Raw genomic sequence first — 16,281 nt, 5'->3', positions numbered from 1 at the left:
TAAGAATTCCCCATTTAATTGTCAATTATGAAGTTAAGCTCTCGTCCTTATTTTCAGTTGTACGATCGCCACCAATATTTTCAGGTAGGACTAAATTTAGTACAACTCCGATTAAAGCTGATAAAGCCATTCCTTCTAATGCGAATTGTTTACCAATGTGTATTGCTGCTCCACCAATTCCTAGTACTAGAATGACTGAAGCGATAACTAAGTTACGTTGTTTAGCAAAATCAGTCTTGTTTTCTACTAGTACTCGTAATCCGCTTGAAGCGATGATTCCGAATAGTAGGATTGAGATACCACCCATTACAGGTGTCGGGATTGAGCTAATCACCGCTGAGATTTTTCCGATGAATCCAAATGACATAGCCAAGATTGCAGCACCTATGAATACGTATACGCTATAAGCTCTAGTGATTGCTAGAACACCGATGTTTTCACCGTATGTTGTTGTTGTAGGTCCTCCAATTAAGCCTGCTATCATCGTTGAAACTGCATCACCGAATAATGACTTATCTAATCCAGGGTCTTTAATTAAATCTTTCTCTACGACACTTCCTAGTACAACTTGGTGTCCAATATGTTCTGATATTGTCACGATTGCTACAGGTACGAAGATGATTAGTAACTGGAATGTGACATGTGGTGTGTAGTTAACAAATGGTACTGAGAAATCTGGGACTGCAATCCATTTTGCTTCTGCTATTTTTGTGAGGTCTACTACTCCAAAGAAGATTGATGTAATATATCCACCGATGATTCCTACTAAGATTGGTATGACTGATAAGAAACCTCTTGTAAATAATGCTGTTATGATTGTAATTGCTAATGTAATGAGTGCGATTGTGATTGATGTTGTGCTGTATTTATGGTTAGCCCCATTCATTGCCATTCCAACCGCTACTGTTGATAAGCTTAATCCGATTACGATAATTACCGGTCCAACTACGATTGGTGGTAATACTCTGAATAACCATTTCACGCCTACTTTGTTAATAATTAGTGCAATTACTGCGTAAATAATACCTGTGATGAAAACTCCTACGAACGCTGCACCAGGTTCTAAATTTGTTTTCGCGTAGATCATCGGAGCGATGAAGGCGAATGATGATCCAAGGTAAGATGGTACTTTACCTCTTGTAATTAGAATGAACACGATTGTTCCAATCCCACTTGAAACTAGTGCGATTGAAGGGTTTATGCCGATTAAGATCGGAGCTAACACTGTTGATCCAAACATTGCGAATAAGTGTTGTAAACTTAGGAAAATCCATTGACCTATATTCGGTTTTTCATTTATCTCTAGGACAGGTTTTTGTTTTATCATGTTGTTTCCTCCAATTTTCCCAATAAAAAAACTCTTTGTGATTGTACACAAAGAGTCCAAGTGCGTTGCTTCAATAAGGCAGCAACTAACTAGACCCTTTGTTAGCCTCTCTGGACCAAATTTAAAAGGGACTTCTATTTTTCAAATATACTTACTTTATCGTGGTCATCTGTTTCCTTTAATGCTACGACTACTTTTTCATTACTCGAAGTTGGAATATTTTTTCCAACATAGTCTGCTCTTACTGGAAGCTCACGATGTCCTCGATCTACTAAAACTGCTAATTGTATTTGTGCCGGTCTACCTAGATCCATAACAGCGTCCATTGCGGCACGAACTGTTCTACCTGTGTAAAGCACATCATCAACTAAAATTACTTTTTTGTTTGTTAGGTCAACAGGAACATTTGAACCCTTCACTAATGGTTCTTTGTTTTCTGTCTTTGTCGATAAATCATCTCGATAAAGAGTAATATCTAAATCGCCCATGATTACATCTTTACCTTCAATCTGTTTAATTCTTTCTGCAATTCGCTTTGCCAGATAAACACCTCTGGTTTTAATGCCAACCAAAACAACATTTTCAATTCCTTTGTTATTTTCTAGCATTTCATGTGCAATTCTTGTTAAACCACGTCTGATTGCTAGTTCGTCTAAGATGATTGCTTTTTCAGTCATTTACCTTACCTCCTACTTTTATAGTGTAGAAGCAAAAAACCCTCTTGCCCGATGGACAAGAGGGTAGCGCAAAAGGATACAATTATCCCTTTTCATTTTTCCGCTTCCTTCTCAACCTCACGGGGTTGTGTTAAAGGTTCATTCAACTGTCCTCATTATGACCTATGTTACGATCATTGTCAACAGTTATCTGCGTAATTGTTCAATAATATTTTCTAGTACTTCTGGAATAGGTGATGAAAACTCCAAATACTCATTTGTTCTTGGATGATTAAATCCTAAAACAGCTGCATGTAGAGCTTGACCATCTATATCTATTGTTTTACGTGGTCCGTACTTAGGATCACCAGCTAACGGGTATCCTATGTATTTCATATGAACACGAATTTGGTGAGTACGGCCTGTTTCAAGCTGACATTCAACTAAAGTAAACTCATCAAATCGCTCTAATACTCTAAAATGAGTCACTGCTTCTTTACTATTCTCTTCGGTAACCGTCATACTTTGACGATCACTTTTATCTCGCCCGATTGGTGCATCAATTGTGCCTTCCTCATGCGGAATTACCCCATGTACAATTGCAATATACTTACGTACAGTCGTTTTTTCACGTAATTGCTCTGCAAGCTTCTCGTGAGCTACATCATTTTTTGCAACCATTAATAAACCTGAAGTATCCTTATCGATTCGATGTACAATACCAGGTCTTAATACACCATTTATGCCAGATAAATCTTTACAATGATACATTAAAGCGTTCACTAAAGTACCCGTTTCATGACCTAATGCAGGATGTACAACCATTCCACGAGGTTTATTTACTACAATTACATCCGCATCTTCATAATAAATTTCCAGTGGAATATTTTCTGCTATCACTTCTAATGGCTTTGGATCAGGTACTGAAACTGATATTTCATCGCCTTGTTTTACTTTATAATTACGTTTAATTTTTTCACCGTTCACTAACACAAAATCTTCTTTTAACCATGTTTGTACTTGAGACCTTGACCACTCATCATTTTGAGTTGCAATAAACGTATCGATTCTTTCTAAATGTTGATCCTCTTGAACTGTAAAAGCAAAAACTGTCATTTCTTAACTCCTCTTTTATCTTCCAATAAAGTAATAATAAATAATAAAATAACACCCACACAAAGTGCTGAGTCTGCGATATTAAATACAGGGAAATCATAATTAAAAATATAAACATGAATAAAATCAACTACTTCTTTACGGAAGAATCGATCAATAAAATTACCAATCGCACCACCTAAAACTAATCCTAAAGATAAACCAAGGAAACGATCTCCTTTTGCGTGCTTTTGGATAAAGTAAATCACTGCTACCACAAAGACTAAAGTAATTAAATAGAAGAAGCCCATTTTTCCTTGGAGCATTCCCCAAGCCGCTCCTTGATTACGATGTGATGTTATGTAAAAAATATTTTTTATAATCTCAATATTTTCTCCTAAATACATCTTCTTTAAAACGGCTAGTTTTGTCAGTTGATCAATTAAAATGACAATTACCGCAATAATATATGCCATATTTATCCCCTACCTTATTAGATATCTCATCAAATTTTAGCATAGGGGAAAGGTTTATACAATGAATAGTATTAGTAATGATTTCTTACAAAACTAAAATCCTCTAACGTTCGACCTGTTGGAAGCACTTTTAATTTTTCAATTGGAATGGCTTGCCCAGTCACTTCACAATAACCAAATAATCCATGGTCAATTTTTTGCAAGGCAATCTCAATATCATATAAATCATTTTGCATGTCTTCAACGAGAATATGGTGTTTATTTGTCTCCTCGAAAATCGAATGATGCTGCTCAATTTCAGTAGAACTTATTGGTTCAGAAAATAAACGATGTAGCAATTCATTTTTAATTAGTTCAAGCTCTTGTTTAATATAGAAAATTTCATTGCTCCTCATCTTCTTCACTCCCAATTTTTTTATGTATAAATACTTTTCCCTCAAACTGAAGTCCATAATAGGTGAAACTTTTTCCTTTAAAGGAAATGGCTAAAGATATTTCCATTCATAATTGTGATATAAAGTAATAATTGCTCTTTAATATAGATTTTCTTTTTAAATAGAAAAAGAAAACCCGCTTAGGCTCCATGTCCTTTTGCGAGTTTTCCTTATATCTTTCAAAAATTTCAATTATTGATTGAGTAGTATTATTAGTCAGTGAATTGTTGCGTCCAATAAGTTCCTACTTTACCTACTCCAAGTTGTTTAAAGTTAGCGCTCATGATGTTCGCTCTATGACCTGGTGAATTCATCCAATCAGTCATTACTTCATTTGCAGTTGTTTGACCATGTGCGATGTTTTCACCTTTATAACCACCATTAAAGCTTAATGTTGAATGATACATATTGTTAGCATTACTCATTGTTTGTGACCAGCTTTGAGCTGTTCCATTTAAATAGCTAGATAGTGTTAATGGCTTTAATCCACCTTTACCACGCTCGATATTTACTAAGTCTAAAATTTGTTGTTGAATCGAGGAATTTGAGCTAGCTGGTATAGATGGGTTTGAAGATGGTGTTGCTGGTGTTGCCGGATTAGATGGTGTTGTTGTCGTATTTGTTGGTGGTACATATTTTACGTATTTTTTAAGAATGTATCTTGTTTTACCTTTATAGCTAACTTTTACAAATGATCTATTGTAACCTGAGTAGTTAATTTTTTGATTTTTAGCTAGATATCCAACTGTTTTAGCGTAATTGCTTGCTCTGTCTTTTACAGCTACTTTAGTAGCAGTTACTGCACCTGAAGTTGCTCCAGCAAATGTTGATCCGAATCCAAAAACCATTGGCGCAGCAATCGCAATTCCTAAAACTGTTTGAGTTACTTTTTTGATGTTTTTATTCAAATTGTATTCCCCCAATGTTTGTTTTTAGTTGTTGTTATCGCTTACAAGAACAATCTTACATCAACACATACATACATACAACCTAAAAATAAAAAAAGGAAGATTTTACTAACGATCATCCTTTTTCATCTTCGAATTCTTTTCTATATTCTTCTTTAAGAATTTCTCTTACATCATCTCTTTTAATAAACTCTTTCACAAATTCTCTAATTCCATGTTTTCTCATTTCCTCAAGCATTTCATTCCTAATTCCTTCTATATGAACAGACTGATCTATTTCTTTTTTTAGGATTCCTTTAATATCTGGTTCTTTTATTCCTAAAAGGTAATATGATCGCTTGATACTTTGTTGTATACTTGAACGACTTTTCTGTTCTAGGTCAGCTATTTCTTGGTAACTGTATCCTTTTTCCCTTAAATCTACTCTCTTCTTCATTAAGTCAGTTAATTTATTCCAATTTGGATTATTTTCATAATTCATTAAGTATTAACCTCTTATATCTTATTTTTAGTACTGTATACATAACATACACCAATACATACTTTTTTACAATTTTTGAAAAATATTAATACAAATCTAAAATTAAAAAAAGAGTCGAAAGTTTAATCTTTCGACTCTTTTCTTAAGTGCGTTTAAACACTTTAACGATTACATATCTTTTACAACACTAGCACAACGTAAGCAAAGGGTTGGGTGTGCTTCATCTTTTCCAACTTCTTCTGTAACTACCCAGCATCGTTCACAAGTTTCACCTGTCGCAGGAGTTACTTCGATACTTAACGTATCAAATTTTTGCGCTGTTTCAGGAGCTTGATCATCGCTATTTGCAATTTCTACTTGAGAAACAATTAATAATTGTTTGAAGTCTTCATTTATAGAAATTAATAATTCAGCTACTTCTGCATTAGGATAGATTTTAACTGCCGCAGTTAGAGATTTACCGATTACTTTTTCATTACGTGCAACTTCAAGTGCTTTTAATACGTTATCACGTAAATCCATGAATTTTTCCCACTTATCTTCTAAGCTTTTAGTATCGCCGAAATCTTTAACGTCTGGCATTTCAGTTAAGAAAATACTATCTACAGTAGTTCCTGCCATATGTGACCAAACTTCTTCAGCTGTATGAGGTAAAATTGGAGCAACTAAACGAGTTAGTGCTTGTAATGACTCATGTAATACTGTTTGAATTGCTAAACGATCTTTATTCGTTTTTGGCTCGATATATAAAACATCTTTTGATAAATCAAAATAGAAAGAACTTAATTCTGTTGTACAGAAGTTTTGAATTGTGTGGTAAACATTAGCAAATTCGTATTTCTCGTATGATTCACGAACAGTTTTAACCACGTTGTTCAATTTAACTAGCATGTATTGATCTAATTCGCGTAGCTCTTCATATTTTAAAGCATCTTGTTCTGCGTTAAATCCATCTAAGTTTCCTAGTAAGAAACGGAACGTATTACGGATTTTACGGTATACTTCAGCAACTTGTTTCATTAATGCGTCAGAAATACGAACATCTGATTGATAATCTACAGAAGCTACCCATAGACGTAAAATATCTGAACCATATTGATTCATAATTTTTGATGGTAGAACGATGTTTCCGATTGATTTACTCATCTTGCGACCTTCTCCATCTAAAACGAAGCCATGGCTTACTACAGCTTTATAAGGAGCTTGACCTGTTACAGCAACGCTTGTACTTAATGAAGAGTTAAACCAACCACGGTATTGGTCAGAACCTTCTAAGTAAATATCAGCAGGGAAAGATAATTCATCACGAGTGTTTAAAACCGCTTGATGTGATGAACCACTATCAAACCATACATCCATGATATCTTTCTCTTTAGCGAAGTTACCATTTGGTGAACCAGGATGTGTAAATCCTTCTGGTAATAATTCTTTCGCCTCTTTTTCAAACCAAATATTTGAACCATGCTCTTTAAATAAGTTCGAAACATGTTCAATCGTTTCTTCAGTAATAATTGCCTCTCCGTCTTCAGCATAAAATACTGGGATTGGAACTCCCCATACACGTTGACGTGAAATACACCAATCTCCACGATCACGAACCATGTTGAATAGACGAGTTTCTCCCCAAGCTGGGAACCACGTAGTATCTTGAACAGCTTGCATTAATTGTTCACGAATTGCTTCAATTGATGCAAACCATTGTGCTGTTGCACGGAAGATAATTGGCTTTTTCGTTCTCCAGTCATGTGGATAAGAGTGTGTGATAAATTGTAATTTTAATAAAGCACCTTTTTCTTCTAATGCTTTTGTAATTTCTTTATTAGCTTCATCATAGAATAAACCTTCAAATCCAGGAGCTTCTTTTGTTAGAACACCTTTTTCATCTACTGGACAAAGCACTTCTAATCCATATTGTTGACCTACACGGAAGTCATCTTCACCATGACCTGGTGCAGTATGAACACAACCTGTACCAGCGTCAGTTGTTACATGATCACCTAAAATAACAACTGATTGGCGATCATATAATGGATGCTTACAAACGATTCCTTCAAGTTCAGAACCATTAAAAGTCTTTTCAACTACTGCATCTTCCCAACCTAGTTCTTTTGCTACAGATTCTCTTAACTCACTAGCAACTACAAACTTGTCACCATTTACAGATACTACATCATAGCTTAAGTCAGGATGTAAACATACAGCTAAGTTAGCTGGGATTGTCCATGGTGTTGTTGTCCAAATAATGAATTTCTCTCCACCGTTTAGAACATTTTTCCCATTTTCAACTGCAAAGGCAACATAGATTGATGCTGAACGCTTATCTTGGTATTCGATTTCCGCTTCTGCAAGTGCAGATTCACTTGATGGAGACCAATATACTGGTTTTAGACCTTTATAAATTAATCCCTTAGTAGCCATTTTACCGAATACTTTAATTTGTTCAGCTTCATATTCTTTTTCAAGAGTAATATATGGTCGGTCCCAATCACCTAAAATTCCTAAACGTTTAAATTGTTCTTTTTGACGCTCTACTTGCTCGTAAGCATATTCTTCACATAGTTTACGGAATTCTGCTACTGACATTTCTTTACGATTTACTTTTTTATTTGCTAATGCTTGTTCAATCGGTAAACCGTGAGTATCCCAACCTGGAACGTAAGGAGAACGGTATCCATTCATATTATAAAAACGTACAATGAAATCCTTTAATACTTTATTAAGTGCATGTCCCATATGAAGGTCACCATTAGCATAAGGTGGTCCATCATGTAATATGAATGACGGTTTTCCTTCGTTATTTTTTTGAACAGTTGCATAAATATCTTTTTTGTTCCACTCTTCTTGAATTTGTGGCTCACGTTGAGGTAAATTTCCTCTCATAGGAAATTCAGTTTTTGGCATAAGTAACGTATCTTTGTACTCCATTTGCTTTCCTCCATTTTTAAACTTAATTGTTCTAAAGCTAGCTTTTTTAGGCAAGTCAACTATTCTATACCAGCTTACTTTACATTTTTAAATTCCACATTAACGCATTGTATCCATCTTACAAGCCTTTTATTAGTGGAGTTGTCTATTATGTATAATAAATCGGATAAGACGCAAAAAACCTTTCTCATCCCAAAAAGGGACGAGAAAGGTTCCCGTGGTACCACCCTAATTGACAATAAATTTCATTAACTTATTGTCCACTTAGCATTCGTAACGTGAATGATCCGTCTTTTCTTACTCATTTTCAGAAAAGCACTCTAGGGTGATTTTCCTTCTATTTTCTATATCAAGCTTACACTATCCTTGACTCGCTACCTAGATTTATAGAAGTACTCTTCCCTGTCACCGATTTACTATAATATCTAATAAATTATATGTAAAACTTTACAAATCGTCAAGGCTTATACGACTAGTTTGCGATTTCTTCTGTTTCTTTATCGTCTAAAATATGATCCCAATCTTCATGACCTAACATTTCTAATTGAGTTTCAATTGCCATTCGTAAACGAGTTCTGAAAACTTTCGATTGCTTTTTAAGCTCTTCAAATTCCATTGTAACTTTTCTTGATTTAATTAAAGCTTCATTGATAATACGATCAGCATTTTTCTCCGCTTCTTTAATGATCAATTTAGCTTCTTTTTGGGCACTACCTTTTACATCTTCAGCAGCTTCTTGCGCAATTAAAATTGACTTATTTAAAGTTTCTTCTATAGTAGAAAAATGCTTTAATCTTTCTTTCATATCAAGAATTTGTTCTTCTAATTGTTTCTTCTCACGAATAACTAATTCATAATCTTTAATGACTTGATCTAAAAACTCGTTAACATCATCTTCGTCATAGCCACGAAAACTTTTACCAAATTCTTTATTATGAATATCAAGTGGTGTTAAAGGCAATTAAGCCACCTCCATGTATGTATGTTCTTTATTAATAGGTTATAATAAAATTTCGACAGTTTCTACGTTTTTCCTTCTACAATTTCTGACTATTTTTTAACACCGTAGTTTATCCGCCATTTTTCTTTTTTTGATAAGCCATCAATTGTCATCAACATTCCTCTACCAAAACCTTTGACAGAGAATAAATCTCCTTCTTCACATAAAAACGAAGTAGAATCAATAACTCGCTGATTTACCTTAACGTGTTCGGCTTTAATTAAGCTTTGTGCTTTTTGTCTCGATATATTATAGAATTCACTCAATAGGACATCTAATCTTAGTGATGATACAGTCCCATTATTAGTTTGCCAAACATCATCTGATTCAATCAATTCTTTAAATGTAATTCTCATTAATTTAATTGGCGATTTTCCTACAGTATTTAAGTTACTTTCTACAAAACTTGCTATTTCATCAGCAACAATTAATTGGATCATATCATTTTTAATTAGAATATCACCAAATTTTCCTCTTGTGATTCCTAAAGACATTAATGTTCCCAATACTTGTCGATGAGTTAAAGTGTGAAATTTTGTTGCATAAACTAAGTCAAATGCAACTAAAGAATAATCCTCTTCAGCAGGTGTATAAAAACTCGGATAAATAATCGCACGTTTTCGTTCACAATCCTCACGACCACCAAAAAAGGCGACAAAACACTCCCCTTGATTACCGATAATTGATTGCATAATCATTTGTTCTCTTAAATCAAGAAAATCTGTCAACTTAATAGAATAGCGTTCAATTGCTTCTTCCTTCCAACTGAGAACCTTGTCTACGAAAACATGCTCTTCTTTTCGAAAATGATCATAAATACTCATCGATGCAATCCTCTTTTTCATTAAACTATCAATATTAATTAAAAAAGAGAACCTATTAGATTCTCTCTTTAAAAGTAATGAGAAATACTTGCTATTCCATATCCAGCAAATTCTAAAGCAAACAATGCAATAATTGGTGAAAAATCAAACATACCGATTGACGGAACAATTCGACGGAACGGCTCTAAATATGGTTCTGATAACCTACCAATTAGACGACCGAAGCCTGATTGTCTTATTTGAGGGAACCAAGATAAAATGATATGAATTACGATGACATATCTATAGTATTGGATTAATTTGTATAAAATTAAAAAAAGTATATCCATTTAATTACCACCTTTTAATGGAATTGTCTTCCTCAAATAACATATCTGTAATCGTTCCAGAAATATCAATATTATCAGGTGTACAAATAAACGTATTTGTACCAATTTTTTTTATATCTCCACTTATTGCATAAACTGTACCACTTAAGAAATCAACAAAGCGTTTAGCTTGATCGATTTGCATTTGTTGTAAATTGATCACAACTGCTTTTTTTGATTTTAAATGGTCTGCAACATCTTGTGCTTCTGCATATTCACGCGGCTGCGCTAATACAACTTTTGACGACAAAGAAGCTCCTCCTGGTATACTTACTAATTTTTGCTTTGATGCATTTCGCTCATGGTTAATTTCTTCATTTACATGTTTAGAAAATTGTTGTTGTTGATGCTTTTGTTGATATTGTTTTTGTTGCTGCTGTTGTTGCTGTTGTTGCTGTGTTTGCTGTTGTTGCTCTTCGTATTCATAATCATCTTCATACTCATCTTCCATTGCAAAAAAGTTTCTTACTTTTCCAATAATACTCATTTTCTCTACCTTCCCTTTCCTACTAAATCAGTACCTATTCTTATGAATGTAGCACCTTCTTCTATTGCTATCTCAAAATCATTAGACATACCCATTGATAATTCAGAACATGAAATATTTGCAATCTGTAGATTTTTTACTTTTTCTTGTAATTCCTTTAATCCTTTGAAACTATTTCGAATGATTGTTATATCCTCTGTAAATGGTGCCATTGTCATTAACCCTACAACTTGTACCTTATCAAATTCTGAAAGCTGTCTAGCAAATTCAATTACATCATTTGGATGTATGCCATGCTTTGAGTCTTCTCCAGATACATTGACCTGTATGAAACATTTTAATGGTTCTGCTGCTCTTTTTTGGATCTCTTCTGCTAAGGATAGTCGATCTAAAGAATGTAGGTAGTCTATTTTATGTATGACGTCTTTTACTTTTCTAGTTTGAAGTGAACCAATAAAATGCCAAACAACATCACTTTTAATGTGTTCTTGTTTTTCCTTTAGACCTTCAAAACGGTTTTCGCCTAATTGAAGTATACCTTCAGCTAAAACTTCTTTAGCCACTTCAGTAGATACTTGTTTAGTAACTGCTATTAGAGTGACTTCATCATTTCGATTTGCTCTTACTTTAGCTGTATTAATTTGTTCACTAATACGTTCATAATTTTGTTTGACTGTCATGATGCTATTTCCTCCAACCAATATAACTCATCATTCTTCCTGTTTTTCCACCATCTCTACGGTGAGAAAAAAAGATGCTCGGGTTACAACTTGTACAATAATTTGTCATTATGATATTTTCTTCACTAATGCCCGATCTAATGAGTAATTGTTTGTTTGCTTCTTTTAAATTCAATTTGAATTTCCCGTTTTGTAAAGTGGTTAAAATATTATTAGGAATCTTGTGTTCAAAAGCATCGTTTAGCTTATTCATCACAAAATCATCCACTTCATAACAACAATCACCAATTGATGGCCCGATTGCAACTTGGATATTTTTAAGTTGTAAGTTTTCTTCTTTAATTAATTTTTCGATTAAACGTCCGCCAATGTTTTGAACAGTACCTTTCCAACCTGCATGAGCTAAACCAATAAATTTACTCGTTGGTTCAAGGAAATACAATGGAACACAATCTGCATAACAAGAAGTTAATAAAATATTTTCCTCATTCGTATAAAAACCATCTGTTGTCTCGATGCTAGTTTCATAATCAGTAACACCTTTGCCACAATCTTTTTTAGTTACTTTCATGACATTATTCCCATGAACTTGTTCAGAACAAACCCATTTCGATTTTGAAAACTCTAATTTACTCGCAAGGAGTTCTCTATTTTCTACCACAATATCCTTCGAGTCATTTACATGTAATCCAAGATTAAAAGAAGTGAAACAACCTTGGCTAACTCCATCATTTTTTGTTGTAAATCCTGCAACTAAATGTTTGTATGAGTCTTCCCAAGGTTGAATCATAAAAGTACTTTCAGTCGATTGAATGAAGCTCTCTTTCATATTTATAAGACCTCACAGAAACTAATTTAGTAAATATATGTAAACCAGTTGATGGTTTCCTATATTTTACCATAGATTTCACATTTTTGATTATTTTTGACAAAACACACTTATTTTTTTCACTTTCGAAAATAAAATTAGCTGCAAGGAATCGTATTCGACGTGGTAGCCAATCTTAAGAATAAAGTAAAAGTACAATTACGCCCCATTCATCGCCTTAAAACTCGTCAGTCAACGAGTTTTTTTTATGTGTATTTAACTGGACTTGCTTGGTTTTCATCCAAATCCACAGATGAACGATATTTTACCAAAATAACATCTTCACCTATTTTCACAATATCATTCCAATAAATTGTCATTTCCTCTTCTTTACTAAAAAAATTTAAACCCTTCCCTGGCTTTGTTAAAATAATCGAAGTGATTTTTCCATTTGATTGATCAATATCTAAATCAACAATATTGCCTAATTTTTTTCCATCGGCAACATTAACAACATCTTTAACTTGAAAATCTGAAATTCTGGCCACTTAACTTCACCATCCTTTTTATAAAATATATGAAGTAAGGGCCAAACATCATGATAAAATTCAAATAAAAATGTGTTAGACAAGGTTGTTCGATGCTTATCCATTGTCTAACACATTAATATCGTATTTTCATTCTTCCAGTTTAACTATTTAATAGTTACTGGATTATTTAGTTTATATTTGTTTTTATTTCATTCATTATAATAAGCATTTCATTATACAGGAATTGAAGCTTGATTGAAGTCAGGCTTCATTTACGGTATCTAGCTCCTAGAGGCTATAAGCCAATTTCGGTAAAGGTTAAATCCTACTTTACTTTCTTTTTAGAAATTACTCTTTATTCAGGGAAAGAAATAGTATGATGTCTAGCTGCGGCTCCTAACTCCTCGAGGTCATAAGTCTAAGCCCGATGAAAGTAAAAAGCAACTTTCCTCGGTCTTCGCCTTATGCTTGTCGGGGCTGAACAGTCGCCTCCGCATTTCTCTATCCCTGTATATTTTTGTTCATTTGTTTTATTGCTGATTTTTCTAGTCTGGATACTTGTGCTTGGGAAATTCCGATTTCTTCGGCAACTTCCATTTGTGTTTTTCCTTGGAAGAATCTTTTGGTTATGATCATTTTTTCTCGATCGTTTAGTCGTTTCATTCCTTCACGTAGTGCTAGTTCTTCAACCCATTGCTCGTCCTTATTTTTATCATCACTTAGCTGATCCATTACAAAGATTGGATCTCCGCCATCGTTATATATCGGTTCAAATAACGAAACTGGGTCTTGAATTGCATCTAATGCAAAGACGATTTCTTCGTGTGTTACGCCTAGTACTTCTGCGATTTGAACAGGAGTTGGTTCTTTTGAATTCTCTGCTAATAATCGCTCTCTTACTTGTAATGCTTTATAAGCGATGTCTCTCAATGATCTAGACACTCTTATTGGGTTATTATCCCTTAAATATCTTCTTATTTCACCAATAATCATAGGTACAGCATACGTCGAAAATTTTACATTTTGGCTTAAATCAAAATTATCAATAGACTTCATAAGGCCTATGCAGCCTACTTGAAATAAGTCATCCACAAATTCTCCGCGATTATTGAAACGCTGAATAACACTTAGGACAAGTCGCAAATTGCCGTTTACGATTGTTTCTCTTGCGCTTCGATCACCGCTTTGCATTGCATGAAATAACTTACGCATCTCATCATTCTTTAAAACTGGAAGCTTTGATGTATCTACACCGCATATTTCTACTTTGTTTCGTGTCATGATGTTCCCTCCTACTTGGAGTTGCTGTACTATAGGTAAGTATCTCCTTCGGTGGAAAATTTATGCACAAAATAAAATATACAAATATAATAAATTCAGGACTAAAACAGCATAGCAAATAGAGAAAAAACTAGGATTTTCTAAGGGGAATTAATGAAATTTACCAGGTATGAATTATGAAAATATTTTTTAAAATTATTTGGATATCCTTCTTACATAGAAAAAACCGATTAGTATTTGAAAAAATCAAATCTAATCGGTTCTTATATTTTAAACCATTTTATTAAATTCTTTTCGAAGCCTTTTAATAATACGTTTTTCTAATCGGGATATATATGATTGCGATATTCCAAGCATATCAGCTACATCTTTTTGGGTTTTTTCTTCAGTTCCATCTAGTCCAAATCGTAGTTCCATTATTTGTTTTTCACGATCATTCAGTTGATCTAATGCCTTTGTTAATAATGATTTATCAACATTGGCTTCTAAGTCCTTCGTTATGATATCGTCTTCTGTACCTAATACATCAGAAAGTAATAATTCATTTCCATCCCAATCAATATTTAATGGTTCATCAAATGATACTTCAGAACGGTTTTTATTATTTCTACGTAAATGCATCAGAATTTCATTTTCGATACATCTCGAAGCGTAAGTAGCCAATTTAATTTTCTTTTCAGGATTAAAGGTATTAACGGCTTTAATCAATCCGATTGTACCAATGCTAATCAGATCTTCAATATTAATGCCTGTATTTTCAAACTTTCTAGCAATATAGACTACTAATCGTAGATTTCTCTCAATTAATAGTGATCTAGCACCTAAATCTCCATTCGGTAGTTTCTGTAAAAGCTTTTCTTCTTCTTCCCTTGTCAAAGGAGGTGGTAATGCTTCACTTCCCCCAATGTAATATACTTCGTCGGCTTTCAAACCAAGCTTTACTAATAGCTTATACAAACCTAACTTTAGTTTTAAGAACAATCGATTCATTTTCTACCTCCTATGCAATTTCATTAATTGTTCCCTGCATCATTTTTGGATGAAGGATACATTCATATAAATTGTCTGAAGACAAAGTAACATGACTCAATCCAACCAAAACCGAACTCGATGAATACCATTTCCCATTAATTTTCAATTTAACAACAGTAGGTTTTATTGCGATGAGGAATTGATTACTTTGACCAATACTTTTATAAGGTATATAAGTTCCTTGAAAAAAACTTAAGACATCGAGTGCTTCTGTATTATGTAATGTATTTCCAGGGTCTCTAACTAACTTAACTAGTTCGATAGGTAAACCATAATCACTAGTGGAACAATCTAAAATAATAACTGGCTTCCTAGAAAGTGGTTCATGTAGAGAGTTACCACTATCCATTAACCCTCTAATTTTAATCGAAGTGTTCCGCCACACAATTTCCATTTCATACATTTCATTCAATTTCCATTTGGTAAACGAGATCTGATTAATCGATTTTCTAGCGTAAAATATGACAATTGGTAGCATTCCAATTACGAAATACCAGCTTACAGGATCACCATAAAAGGATGATTTGGTTAAATTTGATTCATTAGTAGCAAATAAATAATGTAAGCCTAATAATGCGCCACCTAAAATGAATGTTGAAAAATAGAAGATACTTAATAGCTGTAAAAAAGTGATAATCCGTTGCCTTCCAAATGCAAAAAATACGATAAAAAACGATAATAATATTTTCATAAAAGGTGAGCCAAAAACATATGCATAAGGAGTAAACGTCATTAGAACAACGATTGAACCTAATAATGCCCCTAACAATGACCGCAAAATAGATACATTTCTTTTTAGAATTAAGCCTGTCAACTGAATGATCAAGAAGTCCATTAACAAGTTTAATAACCAAACAAGATCGCCATATATCACCAATTTTGTTCGCCATCCTCTATAGAATATTCATTTATATGTAAGTATAGGATGAGCACGGTAAGAAGTCTGTCAAAAAAAGGAAGCTTTATTGA

Annotated in this window: 18 protein-coding genes and 1 other annotated feature; all 18 genes read right to left on the bottom strand. The window is 33.6% G+C overall.

The features are described from left to right. Positions 1-25: 25 nt before the first annotated feature. Positions 26-1,324, bottom strand: a complete 1,299-nt coding sequence (locus ACFVRR_RS02715) for a solute carrier family 23 protein (RefSeq protein WP_387324941.1) — start codon at positions 1,322-1,324, stop codon at positions 26-28. A gap of 137 nt (positions 1,325-1,461) precedes the next feature. Continuing rightward, entirely contained in the window at positions 1,462-2,004 is a 543-nt protein-coding gene (gene pyrR, locus ACFVRR_RS02710) for a bifunctional pyr operon transcriptional regulator/uracil phosphoribosyltransferase PyrR (protein ID WP_056471028.1), read from the bottom strand. Between the two features lie 186 nt (positions 2,005-2,190). Further along, entirely contained in the window at positions 2,191-3,099 is a 909-nt protein-coding gene (locus ACFVRR_RS02705) for an RluA family pseudouridine synthase (protein WP_387324396.1), read from the bottom strand. Beyond that, positions 3,096-3,554 (bottom strand): signal peptidase II, encoded by a 459-nt coding sequence (lspA, locus tag ACFVRR_RS02700; protein WP_069035614.1) that lies wholly within the window; start codon positions 3,552-3,554, stop codon positions 3,096-3,098. Before lspA ends, ACFVRR_RS02705 begins: the two co-directional genes overlap by 4 nt. Positions 3,555-3,625: 71 nt before the next feature. Further along, a complete protein-coding gene (locus ACFVRR_RS02695; protein WP_387324394.1) occupies positions 3,626-3,949 on the bottom strand; it encodes a TraR/DksA family transcriptional regulator in 324 nt (107 codons plus the stop codon). Between the two features lie 251 nt (positions 3,950-4,200). Next, the gene (locus tag ACFVRR_RS02690; RefSeq protein WP_387324391.1) at positions 4,201-4,896 is read right to left on the bottom strand and encodes a CAP domain-containing protein; all 696 of its coding nucleotides are present in this window, start codon (positions 4,894-4,896) and stop codon (positions 4,201-4,203) included. Between the two features lie 115 nt (positions 4,897-5,011). Further along, positions 5,012-5,377 (bottom strand): hypothetical protein, encoded by a 366-nt coding sequence (locus tag ACFVRR_RS02685; RefSeq protein ID WP_387324389.1) that lies wholly within the window; start codon positions 5,375-5,377, stop codon positions 5,012-5,014. A 168-nt stretch (positions 5,378-5,545) separates the two neighbouring features. Then, positions 5,546-8,302: an isoleucine--tRNA ligase gene (ileS, locus tag ACFVRR_RS02680; RefSeq protein ID WP_387324387.1), complete on the bottom strand. Its 2,757-nt coding sequence runs from the start codon at positions 8,300-8,302 to the stop codon at positions 5,546-5,548. Positions 8,303-8,497: 195 nt separating this feature from the next. Beyond that, positions 8,498-8,720, bottom strand: a binding site (T-box leader). A 54-nt stretch (positions 8,721-8,774) separates the two neighbouring features. Further along, positions 8,775-9,263: a DivIVA domain-containing protein gene (locus ACFVRR_RS02675; protein WP_069035609.1), complete on the bottom strand. Its 489-nt coding sequence runs from the start codon at positions 9,261-9,263 to the stop codon at positions 8,775-8,777. 89 nt (positions 9,264-9,352) lie between these two features. Beyond that, the gene (locus ACFVRR_RS02670) at positions 9,353-10,126 is read right to left on the bottom strand and encodes a YlmH family RNA-binding protein (RefSeq protein WP_387324383.1); all 774 of its coding nucleotides are present in this window, start codon (positions 10,124-10,126) and stop codon (positions 9,353-9,355) included. 68 nt (positions 10,127-10,194) lie between these two features. Next, positions 10,195-10,455: a YggT family protein gene (locus tag ACFVRR_RS02665; protein WP_387324380.1), complete on the bottom strand. Its 261-nt coding sequence runs from the start codon at positions 10,453-10,455 to the stop codon at positions 10,195-10,197. Between the two features lie 4 nt (positions 10,456-10,459). Further along, positions 10,460-10,981, bottom strand: coding sequence for a cell division protein SepF (locus ACFVRR_RS02660; RefSeq protein ID WP_387324377.1), 522 nt, complete (start codon positions 10,979-10,981; stop codon positions 10,460-10,462). Positions 10,982-10,986: 5 nt separating this feature from the next. Further along, a complete protein-coding gene (locus ACFVRR_RS02655) occupies positions 10,987-11,661 on the bottom strand; it encodes a YggS family pyridoxal phosphate-dependent enzyme (protein WP_387324375.1) in 675 nt (224 codons plus the stop codon). Between the two features lie 4 nt (positions 11,662-11,665). Next, positions 11,666-12,490 (bottom strand): peptidoglycan editing factor PgeF, encoded by an 825-nt coding sequence (gene pgeF, locus ACFVRR_RS02650; protein ID WP_387324372.1) that lies wholly within the window; start codon positions 12,488-12,490, stop codon positions 11,666-11,668. Positions 12,491-12,735: 245 nt separating this feature from the next. Next, entirely contained in the window at positions 12,736-13,017 is a 282-nt protein-coding gene (locus ACFVRR_RS02645) for a YlmC/YmxH family sporulation protein (RefSeq protein WP_069035603.1), read from the bottom strand. A 483-nt stretch (positions 13,018-13,500) separates the two neighbouring features. Beyond that, on the bottom strand, positions 13,501-14,280 hold the full coding sequence (sigG, locus tag ACFVRR_RS02640) for an RNA polymerase sporulation sigma factor SigG (protein ID WP_098861858.1): 780 nt from the start codon (positions 14,278-14,280) through the stop codon (positions 13,501-13,503). 270 nt (positions 14,281-14,550) lie between these two features. After that, a complete protein-coding gene (gene sigE / locus ACFVRR_RS02635) occupies positions 14,551-15,270 on the bottom strand; it encodes an RNA polymerase sporulation sigma factor SigE (RefSeq protein ID WP_069035602.1) in 720 nt (239 codons plus the stop codon). A gap of 10 nt (positions 15,271-15,280) precedes the next feature. Beyond that, positions 15,281-16,186, bottom strand: a complete 906-nt coding sequence (gene spoIIGA, locus ACFVRR_RS02630; protein ID WP_387324939.1) for a sigma-E processing peptidase SpoIIGA — start codon at positions 16,184-16,186, stop codon at positions 15,281-15,283. Positions 16,187-16,281 lie beyond the last annotated feature (95 nt).

The organism is Gottfriedia sp. NPDC057948 (assembly GCF_042887255.1).
Lineage (GTDB): Bacteria > Bacillota > Bacilli > Bacillales > Bacillaceae_G > Gottfriedia.
This window is presented reverse-complemented; position numbering and strand designations above follow the sequence as displayed.